The sequence below is a fragment of the Pigmentiphaga sp. H8 genome (assembly GCF_003854895.1).
In the GTDB taxonomy this organism is placed as follows: Bacteria; Pseudomonadota; Gammaproteobacteria; order Burkholderiales; family Burkholderiaceae_B; genus Pigmentiphaga.
Genome location: NZ_CP033966.1, coordinates 2,712,538 through 2,735,275, shown reverse-complemented (window position 1 = coordinate 2,735,275; position 22,738 = coordinate 2,712,538). Strand labels below are relative to the sequence as shown.

Sequence of the window (22,738 nt, the reverse complement as noted above, 5' to 3'; positions counted from 1 at the left end):
GAGATGGCGGCCATGCGCCGCCCTGAGCGCCTGGCGGTCAGGGGACGAGCCAGGCCAGCGTCGCGAAGCGTCCGGTGACGCCTTCCTTCCGGTAGGAGTAGAAGCGGTCGTTGCCGGCCACCGTGCACAGATTGCTGCGCGCGACCGTGGCCACGCCCGCGGCACGCAGCCGCTGCTCGGCCAGCGCCGGCAGGTCGGCCAGCCACTTGGGCGCCCCCGCCGCGTCGCGCCCGCCCGTCGGGACGAAGGCATGCGCCGGCGGTTCGGCCATGCGCGCGAAGGCGGCCCGGACCTCGTCCCCCACCTCGAATGCCGCCGGGCCGATGGCCGGCCCTATCCACGCCCGCAGGTCCGTGCCCGGCGCCACGGCCATCGCCGCCACGGCGTTCTCGAGCACACCGGCCGCCAGCCCGCGCCAGCCGGCATGGGCCACGGCCAGAACGCCGGCGCCGGGCGCCGCGATCACGACCGGCAGGCAGTCGGCCGTCATGATGGCCAGCACCCTGCCTGGCGCGCGCGTGACGGCGGCGTCGGCCGGCGCGGGATCCGTTTCGCGGTCGGCGTCGGCCACCCGCGTGCCATGCACCTGCTCCAGCCACAGCGGATCGGACGGCAGTACCGCGCGCAGGCGCGCGCGGTTCGCGGCCACGGCCTCGGGTGCGTCGCCCACGTGGGCGCCCAGGTTGAACGAAGCGTACGGCCCGGTACTGACGCCACCGCCGCGGGTGGTGGCGACGATGCGCAGCCCGGGCCAGGCCGGACCTTCCTGCACGAACGGCTCGGCGGCATTCATTCCTCGTCCTCCTCGTCCAGGTAGTCGTCCGCGTCCTGTCCGTCATCGTCCCAGGCGATCACGCGCACGACGGCCTGCATGTCGTCCGGCACCGGCGCGCGGAATACGCGGGACAGGCCCAGGACCGGATCGTCGAACTGCAGCCGGGCCGCGTGCAGCATCTGCCGCGCGGCGGGCTCCACCGCCTTGCCGCCGTACAGCGTGTCGGCCAGCAGCGGATGGCCGATGCTGGCCATGTGCACCCGTATCTGGTGGGTGCGGCCGGTTTCCAGGCGGCACTCGACCTCGGTCACCGGCATGCCGCCGGGCGAGCGGCCCAGGCGCAGGGGCTCGAAATGGGTGATGGCCGGCTTGGCGGCGATGGGCCGCTCCACGCTCATGCGCACCGGCACGCGCGGATCCCGGCCGATGGGCCGGTCGACGGTGCCGCCGCGCCGCACGTGGCCCGACACCAGCGCCAGATAGCGCCGCCCGACGGTGCGGGCCTGCAACTGCCGCACCAGCGAGGTCTGCGCCGTGATGGTGCGCGCCACCACCATGAGCCCCGAGGTATCCTTGTCCAGCCGGTGTACGATGCCGGCACGCGGCACCTGGGCCAGTTCGGGGTAGCGGTGCAGGAGGCCGTTCAGCAGCGTTCCGTGCCAGTTGCCCGCCCCCGGGTGCACGACCAGGCCGACCGGCTTGTCGACCACGATCCAGTCGGCGCTATCGGCCACGACCGGAAAATCGATGGCTTCCGGCGTGAAGGCCAGCGACTCGGGCGCCGCTTCCTCCCAGACCGTAAGCTGGTCACCCGGCCCGACGACCTGCCGCACCGACGCTTCCTTGCCGTTGACCAGCACGCCGCCGCGCTCGATCCAGCCTTGCAGGCGGCTGCGGGAATGCTCGGGCAGCAGTTGCGCCAGGACCTTGTCCAGGCGGCCGGCGCGGGTGCCGGGAGGCAGGTCCAGCAGGCGCGGTTCGGCTTCCTGGGTTTCGATATCTTGGGACTGCAGCGAAGATGACATGTTTCTGGAGGGCGTGGCCGCGAAGCCCGAATATAATCATGGATAGTCTATTGGTGAGGGACACCACCATGCAGTTGAATTCCCTGGCAATGCAAGCAGCCTGCGGGCATCCGGCCCCGGCCCGGCGGCAGAGCCTCGTTACGCGGCTGGGCCTGGCCCTGGCCTGCCTGCTGGCCTTTTTCGTCCTGGCGGGTTGCGCCAATACCGGCAAGGAACCCGACCCCACGGTGGGCTGGACTGCCGAAAGATTGTACAAGGAGGCCAAGGACGAGATGGACACCGGCAACTGGACCCAGGCGGCCAAGTTGCTGGAAAAGCTCGAATCGCGCTATCCGTTCGGCGTCTTTGCCCAGCAGGCGCAGATCGACATCGCCTACGTCTACTGGAAGGACGGCTCGAACGCCCAGGCCCTGGCCGCGATCGACCGCTTCGAGCGCCTGCACCCCAACCACCCCAGCCTGGACTACATGCTCTACCTGAAGGGGCTGATCAACTTCTACCAGGACAGCGCCTTCCTGGCCAACCTGACGCGGCAGGACCCCAGCGAGCGCGACCCCAAGGGCGCGCGCGAGTCGTTCGACGCGTTCAAGACCCTGGTCGCCCGCTTCCCCGACAGCAAGTACGCGCCCGACGCCCGCCTGCGGCTGAACTACCTCGTCAACTCCATCGCGATGAACGAGGTCCACGTCGCCCGGCTGTACCTGGATCGCGGCGCCTACGTGGCCGCGGTCAACCGCGCGCAGACCGCCGTGCGCGACTTCCAGGGCGCCCCCGCGGTCGAGGAAGCCCTCTACATCATGGTGCTGGCCTACGACAAGATGGGCATGACCGACCTGCGCGACGATGCCTCGCGCGTGCTGAGCATGAACTATCCCGACAGCACCTTCGTCAAGAGCGGCTTCCAGAAGGAAAGCGGCCCGTGGTGGAAGATCTGGTAAGGGCACCACGCCCGTGACCAGTGCCCTGCTGATCGACGATCACGCCATGTTCCGGGAGGGGCTGGCGCTTGCCCTGCGGCAAGCGGCCGGCCCCTCGCTGCATCTGCGCACCGCCGCCGACGGCGCCGAGGCCCTGGCCCTGCTCAGGGACGCCACGGCCGACATCGCGCTGATGGATTACTACCTGCCCGATCTCGGCGGCGCGGCGCTGGTGCGCCAGTTGCGGCGCGCGGGCGCCGGCCTGCGGGTCATGGTGCTGTCCGCCTCCGAGGACCAGGAGGACGCCGAGGCGGCGCTGGCCGCCGGTGCCCACGGCTTCCTGCACAAGTCGGCCGACGTCGGGCAGTTGCTGGACGCCATGCGGCGGGTGCTGGCCGGACAGGTCGTGCGGCCCCCGGAAAGCCCCCTGCCCGCCTCGCTGGCCGTGCTGTCCGAGCAGCCGCCGGGCCGCCTGACGCCGCGCCAGACCGAGGTGCTGTGCCTGCTGTGCGAGGGCCTGCGCAACGGCGAGATCGCCGAGCGGCTGGCCACCACCGAGAAAACCGTCAAGGCCCACATCTCGGCCATCTTCGCCGCGCTGGGCGTGGTCAACCGCACCCAGGCGGTGCTGGCCGCGCGCCGCGCCGGCCTGTTCGGCAAACCCAGGTAAAGCCTCGGGCCTGCCGACGCTAACCCAGTAGCCGTACCATGACTTCCCGCAGCTCGGCGGGCTCGACCGGCTTGTGCATCAGCGGCCAGGTCCGCGCCGACGCCTCCGCCAGGCGCTGGGGATCGGTGTCGCCGCTGACCAGCATCGCGGGGATGTTCTCGTCGTTGTATTCCTCGTGCAGGGCGTCGATCACCTCGATTCCCGTCTCATGGTTGCGCAGCCGGTAGTCGCTGATGATCAGGTCCGGCCGCTGGTCGTGACGGGCCGCGGCCAGCAGGATCTCGCGGCCGCTGCCGCCGGCCACGACCCGGCAGCCCCAGGCCTCCAGCAGCAGCTGCAATCCCTGGCGGTTCTCGGTGTCGTCGTCGATCACGAACACCAGCCGGTCCCGCAGCGCGCCGGCGGTGCGGCCGGCCGGCGCCGCGGCCGGCTGGCCGCCGAGCTGTTCCGCCATCCGGGGCACGGTAATGGCAAACACGCTGCCCCGCCCCGGGCGCGAGCGCAGCCCGACGGCATGCCCGAGCAGCTTGGCCGTGCGCCGCACGATGGCCAGCCCCAGGCCCAGACCCTTGCCCCGGTCCCGCTCGGGATTGTTCAACTGATGGAACTCCCAGAACACTTTGTCCTGTTCGGATGCGGGGATGCCCGCCCCGGTGTCCCAGACCTCGATGCGCCAGGCCCCCCGCCGCGGCCGGCACGCCAGCAGCACCCCGCCGCGCGAGGTGTTGCGGATGGCGTTCTCGACCAGGTTGCGCAGGATGCGGTCCAGCAGCGCCGGATCGGTGTAGACCACCGCCCGCGTGGGCCGCACGCGCAGGACCAGCGACTTGGCATCGGCCTGCGGCGTGAACTCCAGCAGCAACTGGTCGAACAGCGCGGTCAACGCGAAGGTCCGCCGGTTGACACGCACCACGCCGGCGTCCAGGCGCGAGATGTTCAGCAGCGCCTCGAACAGCGTTCCCAGCGCCGAGGCGGCCTTGCCCACGCTGTCCACCAGGCGCCGGCTCTCGTCGGGCAGCGGTTGTTCCTTCAGCACGCCGATGAACAGGCTGAGCGCATGGACCGGCTGACGCAGATCGTGGCTGGCCGCGGCCAGGAAGCGCGACTTGGCCAGGTCGCTGCGTTCGGCCGCTTCCTTCTCGCGTTGCAGGCTCTCGACCAGGGAAAGATTCTCGAAGCGCAGTCGCAGCGAATCGATCTGCGTGCGCGACATGCGCTGCGCGAACACCAGCGTCACGGCCAGGTACAGCGCCGCCGCCAGCGCCAGCACGGTATGCATGGTGCCCGGAATCGCCAGGATGGCGACGAAAGGCAGCGAGAAATACGGCAGTTCGAAGGCATACAGCAGCGGCAGGTCGATGCAATAGGCATAGATCGCTCCCGTGCCCAGGGTCAGCAGCGCGACGATCAGGAACATCTGGTGCGGCAGATCCACGTGCAGCATCCAGTAGGCGAAGGGAATTCCCCACAGCAGTCCGGCCACCCCGGTCGTGGCGATGGCGGCCCGGCGCCAGCGCGCCAGGCCCGCCGCGCTGCCGGCCGCCCGCTTGTACCGCGACACGCCCCAGGCACGAACCAGCGTCCAGGCTGCCTGCGCCAGGAACCAGGCCAGCAACTGGCCCACGGGCACCGCATCGCGCAGCGCCGCCCACACCAGGCCCACCGTCAATAGCGCGCCGCACAGCGAAAACGGCAGGTTGCGGCGAAGTATCGCCGCCTGTTCGGCCTGGAGCTGTTCGGCAAGGGGAAGGCGGGAGGCGGACATCGGGCTCGGAATTCCGGAAACTGGCACAACGCTATCACGGACGGAAGACCCAGGCATTGGACCTTAGGCCAATGCGCGCTGCGGGACACTCCGATACGCTTGAGGCCAAGTTCCCCACCCGACAGGTATCGCCCATGCTCCCACGACTCCGCGCCCGGCTGCCGCGCGTGCTGTCGCTGCTTTCCATCCTGGCCCTGGCCGCCTGCGGCGGAGGGGAAGACGGCGCCGCCCCCGTGCCGCCGCCTCCCGAGACCGGCCCGCGGCTGACCGTCGATTGCAGCGGGCCACGCTGCGGCGCGATCGACGCCCATCGCTATGCCGGCTCCGGCGTAGGCGTCTGGCAGTACACCAACGACACCGACGAACGCGTGGAAGTACCTGTCAGCATCGACGGCATACCGGGCAAGGACGTGCACCTTTCCTACGTGAACCAGGCGGATGCGCGGCAGAAGCTGCCACCGCTGGAATTGTTCCTGCGCTCGCCCTACGTCGACGCGGCCGCATCGACCGCGCTGCTGCGCGCGGCGGGCCCCGCCTCGAATCCGGCGGAAAGCCGGCTCCCTCGTGCGCCTCATGCGCCCTACGACATGCGTGCCTTGCCCCGCCCGCGCGTGAAAACCGCCTCCGGACCGGCCCTGACCCGCATGGCCGCCGCGGCGTCCCATCGGGTGGGCGACACGAAGGAATGGTGGGTGAATGACTTTTCGTACCGGGACGACGCCAAGGCGCTGCGTCCGACCACGCTGCGACGCACTTTCCGCGTCGATGGCGCCGATCCCAGGACCCTGAACATCTGGGTCGAGGACGCGGTCACGGACGCCGGCGTGCTGACCGACGAAGCCCTGGACCAACTACAGCAAGGGATCCGATCCACCTACGACCGGGTGACCAGGATCGCCGGGCCGATCTGGAACGAGAATCCCTACGAAGACATCATCGGCGCCGGCGAAGACCTGAACGTGGTGATCGTCGAGCGGATGGAGGTCCTGGGCTACGTCAGCTATACCGACTCCTACGTGCGTCACTACTATCCGGACCTTCCCCGCATCCAGCAGTCCAACGAAGCCCTGGCGGTGTACATGCACGCCCGGACCATCTACGCCCCCGATGACGTCTACACCGACTTCATCCAGAATTTCTCGCACGAACTCACACACATCGTATTCTGGTTCTATCGAGGCATTCTCGGCGGCAACGAGTACACCCTCGACTCCTGGCTGAACGAAACGGTCGCCGAAGCGATGAAGGACCTGGTCTACCATCCCGACGACCCGGCGCCCTCCGACACCGCGTCGCGTTTCCGAGACTGGATGATCTGGGGCCAGCGCGGTGGCTTCAACTGCGATCTGCGCGACATGTATCCGATCCCGTCGCCGGACCGGGCCTGCTATGGCTACAACACGGTCAATACGCTGGCGGCCTATCTGATGCGCCAGCACGGCGCCGATCTGTTCGTCTCGCTATTGAACGATTTCAGCTCGACCAACTCTTTCGAGGTCCTCGACCACTCTATCCGGCAGGTGGGGGGCGACGGCTTCCAGGCCATGCTGCGCCGTTTCGGCAGCAGCGCGGCCCTGTTTCCCGCGGCGGCTTCGCCCTCGGGCTTCGGCTATCCCGAGAGGCATGAAGGAGAGATTTCGCTCATTCCGCTGGACGGCGCGCGGTATGCCGACACCACCGCATTGCCCAACAGCGTGCCGCTTTACCTGGAACCCTACGGCTTCTTCCCGTTCGTGCGGCCCCGCATCCTGGGCAGCTACCGCGAGACCCTGCTCGTTCCGCCGCGCTCCAGCCTGAGCATCGTCATCCGATAGCAAGGATCCGCCATGACAACCACCTCTGCACGAACACGCGCCCCGATCAGTTCTTTGGCCATCCATGGCGTGTGGCTGCTCCTGGCCGCCTGTGGCGGGGATGGCGACCAAGCCCTGCCGGCCCCGCCCGTCGTGCCTCCCGCGGCCAGCCTGGCGGTGGACTGCGCGGGCCCTCATTGCGGCGCGATCGCCTCCGACCGCTACGACGGCCAAGGCATCGGCCTGTGGCAATACACGAACGACACGGACGAACGGGTGGCGCTGCCCATACGGATAGCCGGCATCCCGGGCAAGGATGTCCAGTTGATCTACGCCAGCCATTCCGACGTGCCGCAAAAACTGCCGGCGCTCGAACTCTTCGTCCGCTCGCCCTATCCGTTGGAGGCGCCCATGGCAGCCCTGAGCGGCCCCCCTCCAGGTCCCGGCAACCCCCTTCCGTCCCGCTCCCTCGACCACGAGCGCATTCCGGCGGCTGCCTGGCGAAAACTGCGTGCGCAGCCACGCGTCTCGCCGCAACTGCGGACCGTTCCCGATGCCTATGTCCCGCCCCGGACCGGAGACCGACGGGAATGGTGGATAGGCAACCGCTTCAGCGAACAGAATCCTCCCCTCTTGCGCCCTGCCACCTTGCGCAAGCAGGTCATGGCCTCGGGTACGGATCCTCGCCGCGTGAACCTGTGGGTCGCCGATCCGGTGGAAGGTCCGGATCGCATCACCGATGCCATGCTGGACCAGTTGGCCGACCGCGTCCTGGCCGGGGACGATGCACCCTACGCCCGGCTGTCCGCGCTGGCCGGACCGCTTTGGGGTCCCAGCCCGTACGAAAACGCCATCCCGCCCGACCAGGATCTCCACATCGTCATTGCCGGCGGATTCGACAGCGGCGGCTACTTCGGCCAGATCAACCTGCTCAAGCGCGACGTACCCACCGGCATTCCGGAGTTAGACAGCCTGCTGCGCTTCAGCAACGAAGCCCTCGTTGTCGTCCTCCACGCCGCCGCGCTGTACGACCCGCTCGGCATTTCCGGCTACGGACCTTCGATGCTGATGCACGAACTGACCCACATGGCCACCGCCTATGGGCGCGACTTCAGCCGCACGACTTCCTACACCAACGACACATGGCTGGAAGAAATGGTCGCCACCATGATGCAGGACGTGCAATACCGGGAAGATCTCGATCCGGCGCACCCGATACGGGACGACCGGCTCGCGAGCTGGCTCCGGCTGGTCAGATGGGGCTCCCTGAACTGCGATCTGCGTTCCGTCTCGGCCCAGGACTACACCCAGGCCTGTTACGGCTATGACCGGGTGGGAAGCTTTGGCGGCTTCCTGCTGCGCCAGTTCGGCGTGCAGTTCTTCCACGGGCTGCTGCACAACACGAGTTCGCAGGATTCGTTCGAGGTCCTGGACGATGCCATCCGGCAGGCGGGCGGAGCCGGGTTCGCCCAGGCCTGGCAGCGGTTCTCGACGACCGCCGCCCTGCTGCCCGCCTCGGCCGTGCCGGCGGGCTTTGGCATGCCGGCGCGCAACGAGAGCGGCTATGCGCTGGTCCCCATGGACGGCGCCCGCTACGCCGCCGTCAGCGAACTCCCCACGGCCACGCCCATGCAGCTCGCCCCCTACGGCATCTTTCCCTTCGTGCGCCCGGGTATCCAGGGCACCTACCGGGAAACCGTGACCGTACCGCCCCACACCAGCCTGTCGGTGGTCATCCGATAGGCCCGGACATCACCGGCAATCGTCTCAAGGAAAAGCCATGCTCTCCTTTTCGCTACGCATGCGTACCCTTCCCCTCCGGCTGGCCTTGCTCGGTCCGGCGCTCGTGCTGTCGGCCTGCGGCGGCGACGGCGCCGTGACGCCCGACACCCCCGAGCCGCCGCCCCCGGCCGTCGCCCGGCTGGCCGTCGATTGCAGCGGCCCCCATTGCGGCGCGGTCGACGCCCATCGCTACCTGGGCTCCGGCGTCGGCATCTGGCAATACACGAACACGACGGGCGAACGGCGCGAGGTGGAAATCGACATCTCGGGCCTGGCCGGCAAGGACGTGCAGTTGATCATGACGAACCACGACGACGCGCCGCTGAAGATGCCCGGCATCGAATTGTTCGAGCGCTCGCCTTATCCGGCGGATGTGCCCGCGGCCGCGCGGCGCGCCCCCGCCTTTTCCCTGGCCATGCCGGTCGCCTCGAAACAGGCTGCGGAGAATCTGGCCACGGAAAAACAGGCCACCGCCAGCCGGGCCGTCGCCCCTGCCTCCGTCGTGGGCGCCACGCGCCTGTGGTGGGTCGATACGTGGACCGAGGGCCGGGTCGAACGTCCCTTCACACTGCATCGCCAGGACCAGGCCCAGGGACCGGATGGCTCGCGCCGGGTCAACATCTGGCTGGAGGACGATCAATACGGCGACGGGTTGGTCGACGACGCGATGCTGGACACCCTCCTGCAACGCGTCACGGCCGGCCCGCGGTCCGTCTACACACGAGCCACGGAACTCGCTGGCGAACCGTGGGGACAACATGAAACAGCCGGAGCGATACCACCGGCGCAGGACCTGAACATCGTGCTGGGCAAGGAGCTGGCCTACGTGTCCTACCCGGGCAGCCGGGACTTGCGCATCCGCCAGCAGACGGGCAATCCCGACTTCGACGAATACGTCCGCACCAGCAACGAGGCACTTGCCGTGTACCTGACCACGGAGCGCTTCTATCAGCCGGACGACTACTACGATTCCGGCGAACCGCCCGCAGCCATGGCGCTGTTGCTGACACAGTTGGCCAACATCTATCACCGCTCGGCGCTACCCGCCAACGACCAGTCCTTCGAACCCTGGCTCGACATGATGACGGCCCTGATGATGCAGGACATCCTGTATCTGCCCGGCAGCGATGCGTATCAACCCGTCGGCGACATCTACCGCTGGTACTGGCTGTCGATGGGCGCCACGGGCGGCTTCAACTGCGGCCTGAAGACCGCGCGGGACGCAGCCGACAACAGTTGCTATGTCCTTGGCGCACAGGCGACCTTCGGTGCCTACCTGCTGCGGCAATACGGCATCGGCTTCTATCGGCAACTGCTGCGCAACACCAGCTCTGCCGATTCCTGGGCCATCCTGGACGACGCCATCAAGCAGGCGGGCGGAGAAGGCGCGGATGCCGCCCTACGCCGCTTCGCCACCAACATCGCCCTGCTGCCGGCGGCCGCTTCGCCCAAAGGCTACGGGCTGCCGGAACGGACCGACGGCGCCTACACGCTGGCCGCCATCGACGGCGCTACCTACGCGAGCGAACTGGCCCTGCCGACCGATACGATCATGACCCTGATGCCGCGCGCCTTCTTCCCCTTTGCCCGGCCGGCCGTACGGGACACCTACCGGGAAAACATCGTCGTGCCACCGCATGCCAGCCTGTCGGTCGTCGTGCGTTAGGAGCCGCCATGAGCCTCGCCATGCGCGTGCTTGCCTTGCTGTCGGCCGCCGGCCTGATCCTTCTGTCGGGATGCGGCGGCGATAGCGAGCCCGCCGCGCCGCCGGAGCCCCCTTCGGCCGGCCCGCAACTCGAGGTCGATTGCGGCGGCCCCCGCTGTGGCGCCATCGATGCCCACCGCTACGCGAGCTCGGGCATCGGCATCTGGCAGTACACCAACACCGGCGACGAGCGGGTCGCGCTGCCCATCAGGCTGGCAGGCCTGGCCGGCAAGGACGTGCAACTGATCTACACCAACCATGGGAACACGCCGCAGCGCCTGCCCGCGCTGGAGCTGTACCTGCGATCGCCCTATCCTCTGGCAGCCGCCGCCGCCAGGCTGGCGGCCCCGGCCGGCGCGGACGCGGCCAGGACCGAAGGCCCGCGCCGCCATCGGCGGCCCGATCTGCCGCCGATGGCGGCCGATCCGATGCAAGGGTTGAAAAGCCGCAAGCCCTCGCCCTCGGCCAGGATCATCGCGCCGCGCGCGGCCGCCCCCGCGCCCCGGCTCGGAGACGTGCGCACCTGGCGGGTGTCCGGATACGGGATGGGCACGGAGGAGGACGCGTTCCGCCGCTCGACCCTGGTCCGCCAGGCCGTGGCCCGCGACGGGCGCGGCATCCACGTCTGGGTCGATGCGCAAACCCAGGCGGCGGGCAGCGTGACGGACGGGATGCTGGACGGTTTCATCCGCGACCTGGTCCAGGGAGAAACCGCGGTCTACGATCGAACCGTTGCACTGTCCGGACCGCCGTGGGGGCCGTATCCCGACGTCGGGTTGCCGGCCCTTGCCCCTGATCAGGACCTGCACGTGGCCTTCATCCGCGACATGATGGCGGCCGGGACGGTGCACTGGAACGACGTCGGGCTGAACGACCCGGCCGGCCCGCCGGAGGACAATCTCAGCAACGAGGCGCTGGTCGTCTTCATCTCCGACGACAATTTCTACAATCCGGTGCTGGACGAACTGGCTACCTTCGCCCATGAACTGACTCACCTTGCCACCCGCTACCGTCAGGTCATCGCCCAGGAGCCGGGCCAGGAATACTTCCACCAATCCTGGTTCGTCGAACTGATGGCGCTGATGGCCGAGGACGCGCTCTACCTGCCCGGACTGAACCGCCACCACGAGAACCGGGATTTCTTCGTCCGCTACTGGCTGCGCGACCAGGGCTTCAACTGCGACATCCTGTCCATCCCCATCCTGGCCGTGGACCGCTGCGACAGCTACAACATCAACTCGACCCTAGGCGCCTACCTGCTGCGCCACTACGGCATGGCCCTTTATCGACGGCTGCTGGACGAGACCGGCGCGCCGGATTCCTGGGGCATCCTGGACAAGGCCATCCGCGACGTGGGCGGCCCCGGCGTCCAGACGACGCTGCGCCGCATAGGCACGGCCATCGCGCTGCTGCCGGCGGCCTCGCCGCCGAACTTCGGGCTGGGCGCCAGAAGCGACGCCGGCTACGAACTCGTGCCGATGGACGGTTCGCTGTACGCGGACTACGGGCTGCCCGCGGGCGTGCCGATGTACCTGCAGCCGCGCGGCTTCTTTCCGTTCGTTCGACCCGCGATCCGCGACGTGTACGAGGAAACCATTACCGTCCCGCCCCGGACCAGCGTGTCGGTGGTCGTCCGCTAGCGGCCTCAGGCCGCGGGCGAGACCACCTCGGCCCGCTCGGCGTAGAAGGCTTCGACGTCCGCCACGTTGCGCGTCCGCGTGAACGGCGGCAGGCCGCGCCACAGCAGCTTGCCGTAGGGCTTCTCGACCAGCCGGCGGTCGCCCACCATCAGCACGCCCCAGTCGGTTTCGGTGCGGATCAGCCGCCCCGCTCCCTGCTTGAGCGCAATGGCAGCCTCGGGCAACTGGTATTCGAAGAAAGGATTGCCGCCCCGCTCGCGGCTGGCGCGGATGCGCGCGTCCAGCACCGGGTCGTCCGGCGGCGCGAACGGCAGCTTGTCGATGGCCACCAGGGTCAGCGCGTCGCCCGGCACGTCTATGCCTTCCCAGAAACTGGCGCTGCCCACCAGCACCGCGTGCGCGCTGGTGCGGAAGCGTTCCAGCAGTTCCCGGCGGGAACGGTCGCCCTGTCTGAACAGGGGCCATTCCCACCCTCGCGCGCGGAAGGCTTCCTGCAGCAGCTCGGCCACCCGGTCCACCGCGCGCAGGGTCGTGCATAGGACCAGCGCCGAGCCCCGGCTGGCCGCCAGCACGGGCAGCAGCGCCTCGACGAAGCCTTCGGTGAAGCGCGGATCCTGGGGCGCCGGGATGCCGTGCGGCACGAACAAGCGGCCGTTGGATCCGTAGTCGAACGGCGACTCCCAGCGGCCGGTCGTGGCCTCGTACAGGCCGAGCTGGCGCGTGAAATGCGAGAAATCCTCGCGCACCGACAAGGTGGCCGAGGTCAGTATCCAGGCCTGCCCCGCCGGCCGATACTGCGAAAACGCCTGCGCGACGGACAAGGGCGCCGTATGCAGGCGGATGTGGCTGGCGCCTGTTTCCACCCAGCGCACCCAGCCGTCGTCCGCCCGTTGCGCGGGCGGCTCGGTGGAAGGTTCGGAGGACGACGCCGGCGCCGGTTCCGGCCAGGCGGATTCGGCCGGCTTGGCGGCCTGTTCCGCATGCGCCGGCGGCACGCCATGGGCCTCGGTCCAGCGCGCCAGCCGCGCGATCAGGTCCGGGCCGCGCTTGGCCACCATGTCCAGGTCGGGATGGCGTTCGCCCACGGCCATCAGGATGCGGCCCAGGGTGTGGACCGTATCGATCACCTGCTGCACCGCCTTGCCGAAATCCCGGGGATTGGGCAGCGTGTCGAAGGTGCTGCGCTGGCCCGGCATTTTCTCGACCGCCGCGCACGACAGCCGAAGCTCGCGCGTGGCCTGTTCGACGGCCTGCCCCAGTACCGGCCAGTCCGCGCTTTCGCGCGCATGGGACAGGCCGGCGACCGTGGCGTCGCGCGCGAAGTCCAGCAACTGGTGCGACGACACCGACTCGCCCAGGAAGCGCGTGGCGGCGGCCGGCAACTGGTGGGCCTCGTCGAACACCACCGTATCGGCGGCCGGCAGCAGGTCGGTGATGCCTTCGTCCTTGAGCGCGAGGTCGGCCAGGAACAATGCATGGTTCACCACCACCACGTCGGCCTCGACCGCGCGCTTGCGGGCCTGCATCACGAAGCACTCGCGGAAGGCCGGACAGTCCGAGCCCAGGCAGTTGTCGCGGGTGGACGTGACCTTGTGCCAGATGTCCGCGTTCTCGGGCACCTCGGCCAGCTCGGCCTTGTCGCCGCTGCGGGTGTGCTTGGCGAACGACTCGATCTTGCGCAGTTGCGCGACCTCCGCGCGCGAGGCCAGCCGGCCGTCGCCCACGGTGCGTTCCAGGTGATAGTGGCACAGGTAGTTGGAGCGCCCCTTGAGCAGCGCGATGACGACGGGCAGCCCCAGCGCATCCCGCACGGCCGGCAGGTCGCGGGCGAACAACTGGTCCTGCAGCGTCTTGGTCCCGGTCGAGACCAGCACCTTGCCGCCATGCATCAGCACCGGCACGAGATAGGCGAAGGTCTTGCCGGTCCCGGTGCCGGCCTCGGCCACGAGGGTGCCGCGATCGCCGATGGCCTGCGCGATGGCCTGCGCCAGTTCGATCTGCTGGATCCGGGGCCGGTAGCCCTTGAGCTTGCCGGCCAGCGGACCATCGGCAGCGAACACGGCGGCCACGTCGGCGCCGATGTCCATGATCGAAGCCGTCATGCAGGAATGTCCGGAATCAGTTGCATCTGCAAGGCCACGATGTGGTCCTTGAGCTGGAGCTTGCGCTTCTTCATGCGCTTGAGGCGCAGTTCGTCCACCCCGGTATCGACCGCCAACCGCTCGATGGCGGCGTCGAGGTCGCGGTGCTCGAGCTGCAACTCGACGATGCGCGCGGTCAGCACCTGGGTCCTGTCATCCATCACGGCTTCCCGGCGGGCGCCGGGGCGCCCTCTTCCTGCTGCCGCGCCTTCAGGCGCTCGGCCTCTTCCTCGCGGTCGGCCCGGCGCCGGGCGCGCTTGGCCTCGGCTTCCTGGCGATCGCGGGCCTGCTTCTCGGCATATTCGCGCGCCTCGGCCTGCTTGCGCTCGAACTCGGCGCGGTTGCGGGCACGGACGGCGGGGTCGTCCACGTCGCGGGGCGGACGCGGCGCCGGCGCGGCGGCGGGGGCCGACGGGCGCGGCGGCGGGGCCGGTTCCGCCTTGGGCGGCGGACGGCTGGCCGCTTCCTCCGCCTTGCGTGCGGCGCGGTCGGTTGCCTTGGCGTCGCGCTCGGCATTGTCGCGATCGCGCTTCTCGTGCCGCTCGCGGGCCTCTTCGCGCCGGATGTACAGTTCGGCCGCGCGGCGTTCCGCATCGGTACGCGTCACGCCGGCATTGCGCTCGAGCCTGGCCTTTTCGGCGCAGCGGTTGGCGAAGAACTTGTGCATGCACTCGGCCGCTTCGACGTCGTACTGCCGCTTGATGCGGTCGGACTCGGCCTTGGCGGCGTCGGCGGCGGCCTGGGCCGCTTCTTTCGATGCGTAGTTCTGGGCCGGGACGGACTGTTCGTCCCCCCCGGCCGCCAACGCCGGCACGGCGGCAAGCGTCACGGCGGCGGGCAGCAGCCAGCGCGCCAGCCGGGCGGCCCAGCGGCCCGTGGCCGGCGGGCCATCGACACATTGCGTAACGCCCGGGCGGAAAGCAATTAAGGACATATTCTCAGACTGTGGCAAAATCCGCGGCTTCATTTTCCAAGGTAGGACGGACTCGATGGCTATGGTCACCGACCGGGGCGAGGCACTCGACACCCAGGCCCAATCCCGCATTATCGCCCAGCTTGCCGAAGAACTCGGCGCGCGCCCGGCGCAGGTCTCCGCCGCGGTGGAACTCCTGGATGACGGCGCGACCGTGCCGTTCATCGCCCGCTACCGGAAGGAAGTGACCGGCGGCCTGGACGATACCGTCCTGCGCAACCTGGAAGTGCGGCTGGAATACCTGCGCGACATGGAAACCCGCCGCGCGGCCATCCTGGCCTCGATCGACCAGCAGGGCAAGCTGACGCCGGAACTCAAGGACGCGCTGACCACCGCCGACACCAAGCAGCGCCTGGAAGATCTTTACGCCCCGTACAAGCCCAAGCGCCGGACCCGCGCCCAGATCGCCCGGGAAGCGGGCCTGGAGCCCCTGGCCGATGCCATTCTCGCCGATCCGGCCATCGATCCGCAAACCGCCGCCGCCACCTACGTCAACGCCGAGGCCGGCGTGGCCGACGCCAAGGCCGCCCTGGACGGCGCCCGCGACATCCTGACCGAGCGCTTCTCCGAGAACGCCGAGGTGCTGGAGAACCTGCGCGGCTACCTGTGGAGCACCGGCCTGGTCTACTCCAAGGTGGCCGAGGGCAAGGAAGCCGAAGGCGCCAATTTCCGCGACTGGTTCGATTTCAACGAACCGCTGCGCACCCTGCCCTCGCACCGCGTGCTGGCCATGCTGCGCGGCCGCCAGCAAGGCGTGCTCGAACTGCGCCTGGGCCTGGAACCCGAACTGGAAGAACAGCTCCCGCATCCCTGCGTGGCGCGCGTCGCCAAGCTGGTCGGCCTGGACGGCGTGTTCGGCCTGGACGTCAGCCCGCGCCAGAAATGGCTGGGCGAAGTCTGCCGCTGGACCTGGCGTGTCAAGCTGCTGCCCTCGTTCGAGACCGAGAACCTGGCCCGCCTGCGCGAAGAAGCCGAAGCCGAGGCCATCCGCGTCTTCGCCCTGAACCTGAAGGATCTGCTGCTGGCCGCGCCCGCCGGCCCGAAATCCGTGCTGGGCCTGGACCCCGGCATCCGCACGGGCGTCAAGGTGGCCGCCATCGACCGCACCGGCAAGCTGCTGGACACCGCCACCGTCTACCCGCACGAGCCCCGCCGCGACTGGGACGGCTCGATCGAGACCCTGGCCCGCATCGCCCGCCGCCACCAGATCGAACTCATCGCCATCGGCAACGGCACCGCCTCGCGCGAGACCGAGAAGCTGGCCGCCGACCTGATGAAGCGCTACCCCGACCTGAACCTGACCCGCATCGTCGTGTCCGAGGCCGGTGCGTCCGTCTATTCGGCCTCGGAACTGGCCGCCACCGAATTCCCCGATCTCGACGTCAGCCTGCGCGGCGCCGTCTCCATCGCCCGCCGCCTGCAGGATCCGCTGGCCGAGCTGGTCAAGATCGATCCCAAGTCCATCGGCGTCGGCCAGTACCAGCACGACGTCAACCAGCGCGAACTGGCCCGCATGCTGGACAGCGTGGTCGAGGACTGCGTGAACGCCGTGGGCGTGGACGTGAACACCGCCTCGGCGCCGCTGCTGACCCGCGTCTCCGGCCTGAACGCCGCGCTGGCCAAGAACATCGTGTCCTGGCGCGACCAGAACGGCGCCTTCCCCTCGCGCGCGAAGCTCATGGACGTGCCGCGCTTCGGCGACAAGGCCTTCGAACAGGCCGCCGGCTTCCTGCGCGTGGCCGACGGCGACAACCCGCTCGACTGCTCGTCCGTCCACCCGGAAGCCTATCCGGTGGTCGAACGCATCCTGGCCAAGCTCCAGACCGAGATCCGCGAAGTCATCGGCAACCGCGCCGCGCTCAAGGGCGTCTCGCCCGCGCAGTTCACCGATGAACGCTTCGGCCTGCCCACCGTCCAGGACATCTTCAGCGAACTCGAAAAACCCGGCCGCGATCCCCGCCCCGAGTTCAAGACCGCCACCTTCCAGGACGGCGTGGAGACGCTGAACGACCTGCGCCAGGGCATGATCCTGGAAGGCGTGGTCACCAACGTCGCCAACTTCGGCGCCTTCGTCGACATCGGCGTCCACCAGGACGGCCTGGTCCACATCTCGGCGCTGTCCGAGAAATTCGTCAAGGATCCGCGCGACGTGGTTCGGGTCGGCCAGACGGTGAAGGTCAAGGTGCAGGAAGTCGACCTGCAGCGCCAGCGCATCGCGCTGACCATGCGCCTGAACGATGATTCGGTCCCCGCGCGCCGTGGCGACGGCGGTAGCGCCGGCGCCGGCCGCCCGGGAGGCGGCGGTCGCGGGCGCGATCGTGGCATGAGCTCGCCTCCGCCGGGAGAAAGCGCGATGGCCGCGGCCTTCGCGAAGCTGAAGCGGTAGGCGGCAACGCCAGACGGCTCACCAAGGGGAAGCGAACACGCTTCCCCTTTTTTTGCCGCCGGACCGCCCCAAGGCAAAAAAGCACCCCTCGGGGGGCAGCGCCGCCGCGTAGCGGCAAGCGTGGGGGCATTTTTTGCCGCCGGACCGCCCCAAGGCAAAAAAGCACCCCCTCGGGGGGCAGCGCCGCCGCGTAGCGGCAAGCGTGGGGGCATTTTTTGCCGCCGGGCCGCCCCAAGGCAAAAAGCACCCCCTCGGGGGGCAGCGCCGCCGCGTAGCGGCAAGCGTGGGGGCATTTTTTGTCAGATCACGAGTAAGTGCGGCCGTCCCCCACCGGCCAGATCGCCGCAAGCCGCGCCACCGTTTCCTTGACCCGCGGGGCGATGTCCTCCAGCGCCTGGCGGTTCATCCGGGCGCACGGCGCCGCCAGCGTCACCACGCCCACGCATTCCTTGTGGTCGCCGAACCGGCGCACCATCACGGGTACGCCGATCGCGCCCACGCCCAGGGAATGTTCTTCGTAGGAAATCGAATAGCCCCGCTGGGCAGACAGCTTCAGGTCGTCCAGGATCGCTTCGACCGTGGCGAGCGAATGCTCGGTAGCGGGCTCCAGGCCGCGTTGCAGCACGAGCCCCAACGCGCGCTCGCTGCTCATGGTGGACAACCAGGCCTTGCCGGCCGCATGCAGGTGCAGCCGCACTTCGAAGCCATAGCTGGGATTGAGCTGCAACAGCCGGCTTTGCGCCAGGATGGAAGAGACCCAGGTGATGCTGTCGCCTTCGGCCACGGCCAGCCGGATCAGCTCACCGGTGGCATCCGCCAGTTCGCGCAGGATGGAATTGCTCTGGTCCAGCAACAGCGATCGGGACATCTTCCGCAGGCCCAGGTTGCTGAGCTTGAACGTCAGGCAATACCGCCCGGACGCGGGATCGCGGAAGACATAGCGGCAGGCGACGAGCGTGTTGAGCAGCTTGAAGGCGATGGCCTTGTTCACCGCCAGCAGGCCGACGATGTCCGTGAACGACAACCCGTCCCTGGCGTCCGCCAGGGCCTCCACGACCTCGAACGCGCGCTGTACGGCGGCGATCTGCTCGACCTTGGCCGATTCGCCCGCGTCCGCCGCGTCGTTAAGGGCCGGTGCCTGCTGGGGTTCATCCATGGTTCGCAACCGTTCGAATTTTCATGTAAACCATAGTTACTCTCCATTAAGTTTTTGATTTTAATGGAATTAATTTCTTATATCCATCTCTTTGACGATTACAGGTAACCTAGGTTACTTTATAAAAAAGACAACGATTCATCACGAGGGCTGGATTTCATGAGAACAGGCAGCAGGCTGGCCGCGGACATCGGGGGCACCTTCACCGACGTGGCTTATTTCGACGCCGGAACCGGCAATCTGTCGCTGGGCAAATCCCTGAGCACCCCCGACCATCTGGTCGAAGGCATCGCCAGCGGCGTCGGCCAGGCGGACACACGCTTCGAGGATGCCGAGATATTCCTGCATGGCTCGACGGTGGCGATCAACGCCCTGCTCGAGCGCAAGGGCGCGCGCACGGCGCTGCTGATCACGGAAGGCTTCCGCGACATCTACGAGATCGGCCGCATCAACCGCCCTGATGCCTACAACCTCTTCTTCTCCAAGCATGTCCCGCTGGTCGAACGCGCGCTGCGCTTCGAGGTCGCCGAGCGCATGACCGCCGACGGCACCGTCCATGCCGCGCTTGACGAGGCCCAGGTGCATCGCATCTGCGACGACCTGGTTGCCCAGGGCGTCGAAGCCGTTGCCATCCTGCTGCTGCATTGCTATGCCAATCCGGCCCACGAGGCCCGGGTCAAGGCCATCGTGCAGTCCCGCCTGCCCCAGGCCTTCGTGACCGCGTCGCACGAACTGTCGCAGGAGTACCGCGAGTTCGAACGCTGCTCGACCGCTGTCGCCAATGCCTATGTCGGCCCCACGGTCAGCCGCTACATCGGCGAAATCGAGGGCCATCTGCAAGCCCAGGGCTTCGCCGGCTCGTTCCTGCTGGTCCAGTCGACCGGCGGCCTGTATGTCCCCGACCAGGCCCGGCAGCAATGCGTGCGCATGCTGGAATCTGGGCCGGCTGCCGGCGTCGTCGGCACCCACGCGCTGTGCGCCCGCCTGGGCATCGCCAATGCCGTGGCCTTCGACATGGGCGGCACCACGGCCAAGGCCGGCGTCATCCTGGACGGCCGCATCCTGACCGGCAACCTGGCCCTGGTAGGCGGCTACAACGAAGGCTTGCCCGTGCAGATCCCGCTGGTGGATGTCTTCGAGGTCGGCACGGGCGGCGGCAGCATCGCCGAACTCGACCATGGCGGCGCCCTGCGCGTCGGCCCCCGCAGCGCCGGCGCGGCGCCGGGGCCGGCCTGCTATGGCCGCGGCGGCCAGGCCCCCACCGTCACCGATGCCAACCTGGTCCTGGGCCGCCTGGGCGCCGACCGCTTCCTGGGCGGACAGATGCCGCTGGACATCGATGCCGCCCGCCGGGCGATCGACGCCCGCGTCGCCTCGCCCCTGGGCCTGGACGTGCAACAGGCGGCCGAAGGCATCCTGCGCATCGCGGCGACGAAGATGTCCTACGCGGTCAAGGGCGTATCGACGGAGCGCGGCCTGGACGCCGCCTCGTTCACGCTGGTCGCCTACGGTGGCGCCGGTCCCTTGCACGCCGCCGCCGTGGCGCGCGAAATAGGCATGCGTCACGTGATCATCCCCCGGGCGCCGGGCCATTTCTGCGCCTTCGGCATGCTGCACTCCGATCTGCGCTACGACTACGTCCGCACCAGTTTCGCGAAGCTGGCCGACGTCGGCCTGGACGACGTCATGGAGCAGCTCGACCAACTCGCCAGCCAAGGCCGCGCCGCCCTGGAAAGCAGCACCGTCCGGCCCCGGTCGACCACCGTCGCCTATTCCGCCGACATGCGCTATGTGGGACAGGAGCATTCCGTGACGGTCGATCTGGACGAATCCGCGCTGCGATCCGGCGACAAGCCCGCCATCAAGGCCCAGTTCGATCTCGTCCACCAGCAGCGGTACGGCACCTGCGCGCCCGGCGAACCCGTCGAGATCGTGACGCTGCGCGCCGCCACCACCGGCGTCATGCCCAAGCCCCCCATGGAGGAGCTCTCCGCTTCCCCCGGCAGATCGATCGAAGCCGCGCGCGCGGGATATCGCCGCGTCTATTTCTCGGCCGAGGCCCGCGACGTCGAGACTCCGGTGTTCCATCGCGACGCCCTGCCCGCGGGGGCCGGCATCGACGGCCCCGCCCTGATCGAGGAACACGCCTCCACCACAGTCGTGTTTCCCGGCGACCGCCTTGCCGTGGACGCCTACGGCAACCTGCACATCGAACTTGGAGCCTGCTGACCATGCCCGCCCCTTCCGCGCTGCCCGACATGGACATTCCGCGCCCGGACGCCGTCCTGACCGAGATCGTCCGCAACGGCGTTCTGGCCGTGACCGAGGAAATGAAGACCAACCTCATGCGCACGGCCTACAACATGATCATCTATGAAGCGCTGGACTTCACCGTGGGCCTGTTCACCGCCGACGGACAAACCGTCTCCATCGGCATCGGCCTTCCCAGCTTCATCCGCGGCATGGCCAACACGATCAAGGCCAACCTGGACCGGTACGGCAGCGACGGCATCGAACCCGGCGACATCCTGGTGACCAACGACGCCTACATCACCGGCAGCCACCTCAACCACTTCACCTTCAGCCAACCCATCTTCTTCGACGGCCGGCTCACGGCCTGGGCCTGCTGCATGGCGCACTGGCCCGACGTCGGTGGCGCGCTGGGCGGCGTCACTTCGGACATCTACGCCGAAGGGATCCAGATCCCGGTGCTCAAATACCAGCGAGCGGGCGTCGTCAACGAGGACCTGGTCGAGATCATCCGCACCAACGTCCGCCTGCCCGAACGGGCGATGGGCGACCTGCGCGCGCAGATCGTGGCGGTCACCACCGGCGCGCGGCGATTCTCCGAACTGCTGGAGCGATACGGCCGCGGGCCCGTCCTGGGCGCCATCCTGAACATCATGGACCAGTCCGAGGCCGCGGCCCGGCAGCGGACGCTGTCGATTCCCGACGGCGTCTACGAAGCGGAGTCCTTCATGGACGACGACGGCCTGGACATCGGCAGGCCCGTGCCCATCAAGGTGCGCGTGATCAAGCAAGGCGACGAGCTTACCGTCGATCTGTCCGACATCAGCCCCCAGGTGCGCGGCTTCTTCAACTCGGGCCCCAGCACCGGCTACTCCTGCGCGCAGGTCGCCTACAAGTGCCTGACCTCGCCCACGGACTACCCCATCAACGAGGGCAGCTTCCGGCCGCTGAAAGTGATCGTGCCGCAGGGAACGGTGGTCAGCGCCATCAAGCCCGCGGCCATGCGCAAGTGGATGACCTTCCCCATGACTGTGGTCGACACGATCTTCAAGGCGCTGGCCAGCGCGATTCCCGACCGCACCATCGCCGCGCACCACGCCGATCTCGTGATCGCGATGTTCCATGGCATCGCCCCGGCGGATGGCCAGTTCTTCATCGGCTTCATCGGCCCGACCGGCGGCGGCTGGGGCGCCAAGCAGTCGGCCGACGGCATGAGCGGCGTGGTCTGTTCCAACGACGGCGACACCCACAACAGCCCCTGCGAACAGCTCGAGTCCAAGTACCCCATCCTGATCGAACGCCACGCCCTGCGTCCCGACTCCGGCGGCGCCGGCAAGTACCGGGGCGGGCTGGGCACCGAGGTCGTCGTCCGGGCGCGCTCGACCCTGTCCGTCGACGTCCAGGCCGATCGCATGCAATGCGCGCCCTGGGGGCTGCACGGCGGCCACGCCGGCTTGCCCAACGAGGTCATCGTGACCCGCCACGGCTCGGGCCAGCCCCAGACCGTGGCCGGCAAGATACGCAACGAACGCCTCAAGGCCGGCGACACGCTGCACCTGCGCGCGGGCGGCGGCGGCGGCTTCGGCCCGCCCGCCGAAAGAGATCCCGAGTCCGTGCTCGACGACGTACGGCAAGGCTACGTCAGCGCCGGCAACGCGCGTGACATCTACCAGGTCGTGATCGACGACGACAGAATCGACGTCACGGCAACACGGCGGCTCAGGCAAGACGCCCGCGGCTGACCGTTCCACCCCAGAGGA

General features: G+C 68.7%; 16 protein-coding genes. 9 read left to right on the top strand and 7 right to left on the bottom strand.

Annotated features, from left to right (window positions below; all coding sequences use genetic code 11):
- Window positions 1–37: 37 nt before the first annotated feature.
- Both pgeF and EGT29_RS12995 read right to left on the bottom strand, forming a co-directional pair.
- On the bottom strand, window positions 38–793 hold the full coding sequence (gene pgeF, locus EGT29_RS13000) for a peptidoglycan editing factor PgeF (RefSeq protein ID WP_124689396.1): 756 nt from the start codon (window positions 791–793) through the stop codon (window positions 38–40).
- Window positions 790–1,800, bottom strand: coding sequence for an RluA family pseudouridine synthase (locus EGT29_RS12995; protein WP_124689395.1), 1,011 nt, complete (start codon window positions 1,798–1,800; stop codon window positions 790–792). The genes pgeF and EGT29_RS12995 overlap by 4 nt, the downstream gene beginning before the upstream one ends.
- Before the next feature lie 89 nt (window positions 1,801–1,889).
- Here EGT29_RS12995 and EGT29_RS12990 point away from each other — a divergent pair, with 89 nt between their 5' ends.
- Both EGT29_RS12990 and EGT29_RS12985 read left to right on the top strand, forming a co-directional pair.
- A complete protein-coding gene (locus EGT29_RS12990) occupies window positions 1,890–2,738 on the top strand; it encodes an outer membrane protein assembly factor BamD (protein ID WP_124692332.1) in 849 nt (282 codons plus the stop codon).
- Between the two features lie 13 nt (window positions 2,739–2,751).
- Window positions 2,752–3,387, top strand: coding sequence for a response regulator (locus EGT29_RS12985; RefSeq protein WP_124689394.1), 636 nt, complete (start codon window positions 2,752–2,754; stop codon window positions 3,385–3,387).
- A 19-nt stretch (window positions 3,388–3,406) separates the two neighbouring features.
- Here the strand turns inward: EGT29_RS12985 and EGT29_RS12980 are convergent, their stop codons facing one another.
- Window positions 3,407–5,152, bottom strand: a complete 1,746-nt coding sequence (locus tag EGT29_RS12980) for a hybrid sensor histidine kinase/response regulator (RefSeq protein ID WP_161567811.1) — start codon at window positions 5,150–5,152, stop codon at window positions 3,407–3,409.
- Between the two features lie 134 nt (window positions 5,153–5,286).
- Between EGT29_RS12980 and EGT29_RS12975 the strand changes: the two genes are divergently transcribed.
- Genes EGT29_RS12975 through EGT29_RS12960 form a run of 4 tightly spaced genes read left to right on the top strand, consistent with a single transcriptional unit; the run spans window position 5,287 to window position 12,072 of the window.
- Window positions 5,287–6,966 (top strand): hypothetical protein, encoded by a 1,680-nt coding sequence (locus tag EGT29_RS12975; RefSeq protein ID WP_124689392.1) that lies wholly within the window; start codon window positions 5,287–5,289, stop codon window positions 6,964–6,966.
- A gap of 12 nt (window positions 6,967–6,978) precedes the next feature.
- Window positions 6,979–8,688, top strand: a complete 1,710-nt coding sequence (locus tag EGT29_RS12970) for a hypothetical protein (RefSeq protein WP_124689391.1) — start codon at window positions 6,979–6,981, stop codon at window positions 8,686–8,688.
- Window positions 8,689–8,725: 37 nt separating this feature from the next.
- Window positions 8,726–10,393: a hypothetical protein gene (locus tag EGT29_RS12965; RefSeq protein ID WP_124689390.1), complete on the top strand. Its 1,668-nt coding sequence runs from the start codon at window positions 8,726–8,728 to the stop codon at window positions 10,391–10,393.
- An 8-nt stretch (window positions 10,394–10,401) separates the two neighbouring features.
- A complete protein-coding gene (locus EGT29_RS12960) occupies window positions 10,402–12,072 on the top strand; it encodes a hypothetical protein (protein ID WP_124689389.1) in 1,671 nt (556 codons plus the stop codon).
- A 5-nt stretch (window positions 12,073–12,077) separates the two neighbouring features.
- On the opposite strand, the gene EGT29_RS12955 is transcribed toward EGT29_RS12960, so the two are convergent.
- Genes EGT29_RS12955 through EGT29_RS12945 form a run of 3 tightly spaced genes read right to left on the bottom strand, consistent with a single transcriptional unit; the run spans window position 12,078 to window position 15,147 of the window.
- A complete protein-coding gene (locus EGT29_RS12955) occupies window positions 12,078–14,174 on the bottom strand; it encodes an ATP-dependent DNA helicase (protein WP_370282983.1) in 2,097 nt (698 codons plus the stop codon).
- A complete protein-coding gene (locus EGT29_RS12950) occupies window positions 14,171–14,374 on the bottom strand; it encodes a YdcH family protein (RefSeq protein WP_124689388.1) in 204 nt (67 codons plus the stop codon). Before EGT29_RS12950 ends, EGT29_RS12955 begins: the two co-directional genes overlap by 4 nt.
- A complete protein-coding gene (locus EGT29_RS12945; protein ID WP_124689387.1) occupies window positions 14,374–15,147 on the bottom strand; it encodes a hypothetical protein in 774 nt (257 codons plus the stop codon). Before EGT29_RS12945 ends, EGT29_RS12950 begins: the two co-directional genes overlap by 1 nt.
- A 55-nt stretch (window positions 15,148–15,202) precedes the next feature.
- Here EGT29_RS12945 and EGT29_RS12940 point away from each other — a divergent pair, with 55 nt between their 5' ends.
- Window positions 15,203–17,572 (top strand): Tex family protein, encoded by a 2,370-nt coding sequence (locus tag EGT29_RS12940; RefSeq protein WP_124689386.1) that lies wholly within the window; start codon window positions 15,203–15,205, stop codon window positions 17,570–17,572.
- 304 nt (window positions 17,573–17,876) lie between these two features.
- On the opposite strand, the gene EGT29_RS12935 is transcribed toward EGT29_RS12940, so the two are convergent.
- Window positions 17,877–18,728 (bottom strand): IclR family transcriptional regulator, encoded by an 852-nt coding sequence (locus EGT29_RS12935; protein WP_124689385.1) that lies wholly within the window; start codon window positions 18,726–18,728, stop codon window positions 17,877–17,879.
- Window positions 18,729–18,887: 159 nt separating this feature from the next.
- Between EGT29_RS12935 and EGT29_RS12930 the strand changes: the two genes are divergently transcribed.
- A complete protein-coding gene (locus EGT29_RS12930; protein ID WP_124689384.1) occupies window positions 18,888–20,957 on the top strand; it encodes a hydantoinase/oxoprolinase family protein in 2,070 nt (689 codons plus the stop codon).
- A 2-nt stretch (window positions 20,958–20,959) separates the two neighbouring features.
- Window positions 20,960–22,720, top strand: coding sequence for a hydantoinase B/oxoprolinase family protein (locus EGT29_RS12925; RefSeq protein ID WP_238160386.1), 1,761 nt, complete (start codon window positions 20,960–20,962; stop codon window positions 22,718–22,720).
- The last annotated feature ends 18 nt before the right edge of the window (window positions 22,721–22,738 follow it).

Bases quoted from the DNA above. Each gene is read 5' to 3' on its own strand.
- EGT29_RS12925 (WP_238160386.1), top strand. From the start codon at position 20,960: ATGCCCGCCCCTTCCGCGCTGCCCGACATGGACATTCCGCGCCCGGAC.
- EGT29_RS12945 (WP_124689387.1), bottom strand. From the start codon at position 15,147: ATGTCCTTAATTGCTTTCCGCCCGGGCGTTACGCAATGTGTCGATGGC.
- EGT29_RS12930 (WP_124689384.1), top strand. From the start codon at position 18,888: ATGAGAACAGGCAGCAGGCTGGCCGCGGACATCGGGGGCACCTTCACC.
- EGT29_RS12940 (WP_124689386.1), top strand. From the start codon at position 15,203: ATGGCTATGGTCACCGACCGGGGCGAGGCACTCGACACCCAGGCCCAA.
- EGT29_RS12970 (WP_124689391.1), top strand. From the start codon at position 6,979: ATGACAACCACCTCTGCACGAACACGCGCCCCGATCAGTTCTTTGGCC.
- EGT29_RS12935 (WP_124689385.1), bottom strand. From the start codon at position 18,728: ATGGATGAACCCCAGCAGGCACCGGCCCTTAACGACGCGGCGGACGCG.
- EGT29_RS12990 (WP_124692332.1), top strand. From the start codon at position 1,890: ATGCAAGCAGCCTGCGGGCATCCGGCCCCGGCCCGGCGGCAGAGCCTC.
- EGT29_RS12960 (WP_124689389.1), top strand. From the start codon at position 10,402: ATGAGCCTCGCCATGCGCGTGCTTGCCTTGCTGTCGGCCGCCGGCCTG.
- EGT29_RS12980 (WP_161567811.1), bottom strand. From the start codon at position 5,152: ATGTCCGCCTCCCGCCTTCCCCTTGCCGAACAGCTCCAGGCCGAACAG.
- EGT29_RS12965 (WP_124689390.1), top strand. From the start codon at position 8,726: ATGCTCTCCTTTTCGCTACGCATGCGTACCCTTCCCCTCCGGCTGGCC.
- EGT29_RS12950 (WP_124689388.1), bottom strand. From the start codon at position 14,374: ATGGATGACAGGACCCAGGTGCTGACCGCGCGCATCGTCGAGTTGCAG.
- EGT29_RS12995 (WP_124689395.1), bottom strand. From the start codon at position 1,800: ATGTCATCTTCGCTGCAGTCCCAAGATATCGAAACCCAGGAAGCCGAA.
- EGT29_RS12975 (WP_124689392.1), top strand. From the start codon at position 5,287: ATGCTCCCACGACTCCGCGCCCGGCTGCCGCGCGTGCTGTCGCTGCTT.
- pgeF (WP_124689396.1), bottom strand. From the start codon at position 793: ATGAATGCCGCCGAGCCGTTCGTGCAGGAAGGTCCGGCCTGGCCCGGG.
- EGT29_RS12955 (WP_370282983.1), bottom strand. From the start codon at position 14,174: ATGACGGCTTCGATCATGGACATCGGCGCCGACGTGGCCGCCGTGTTC.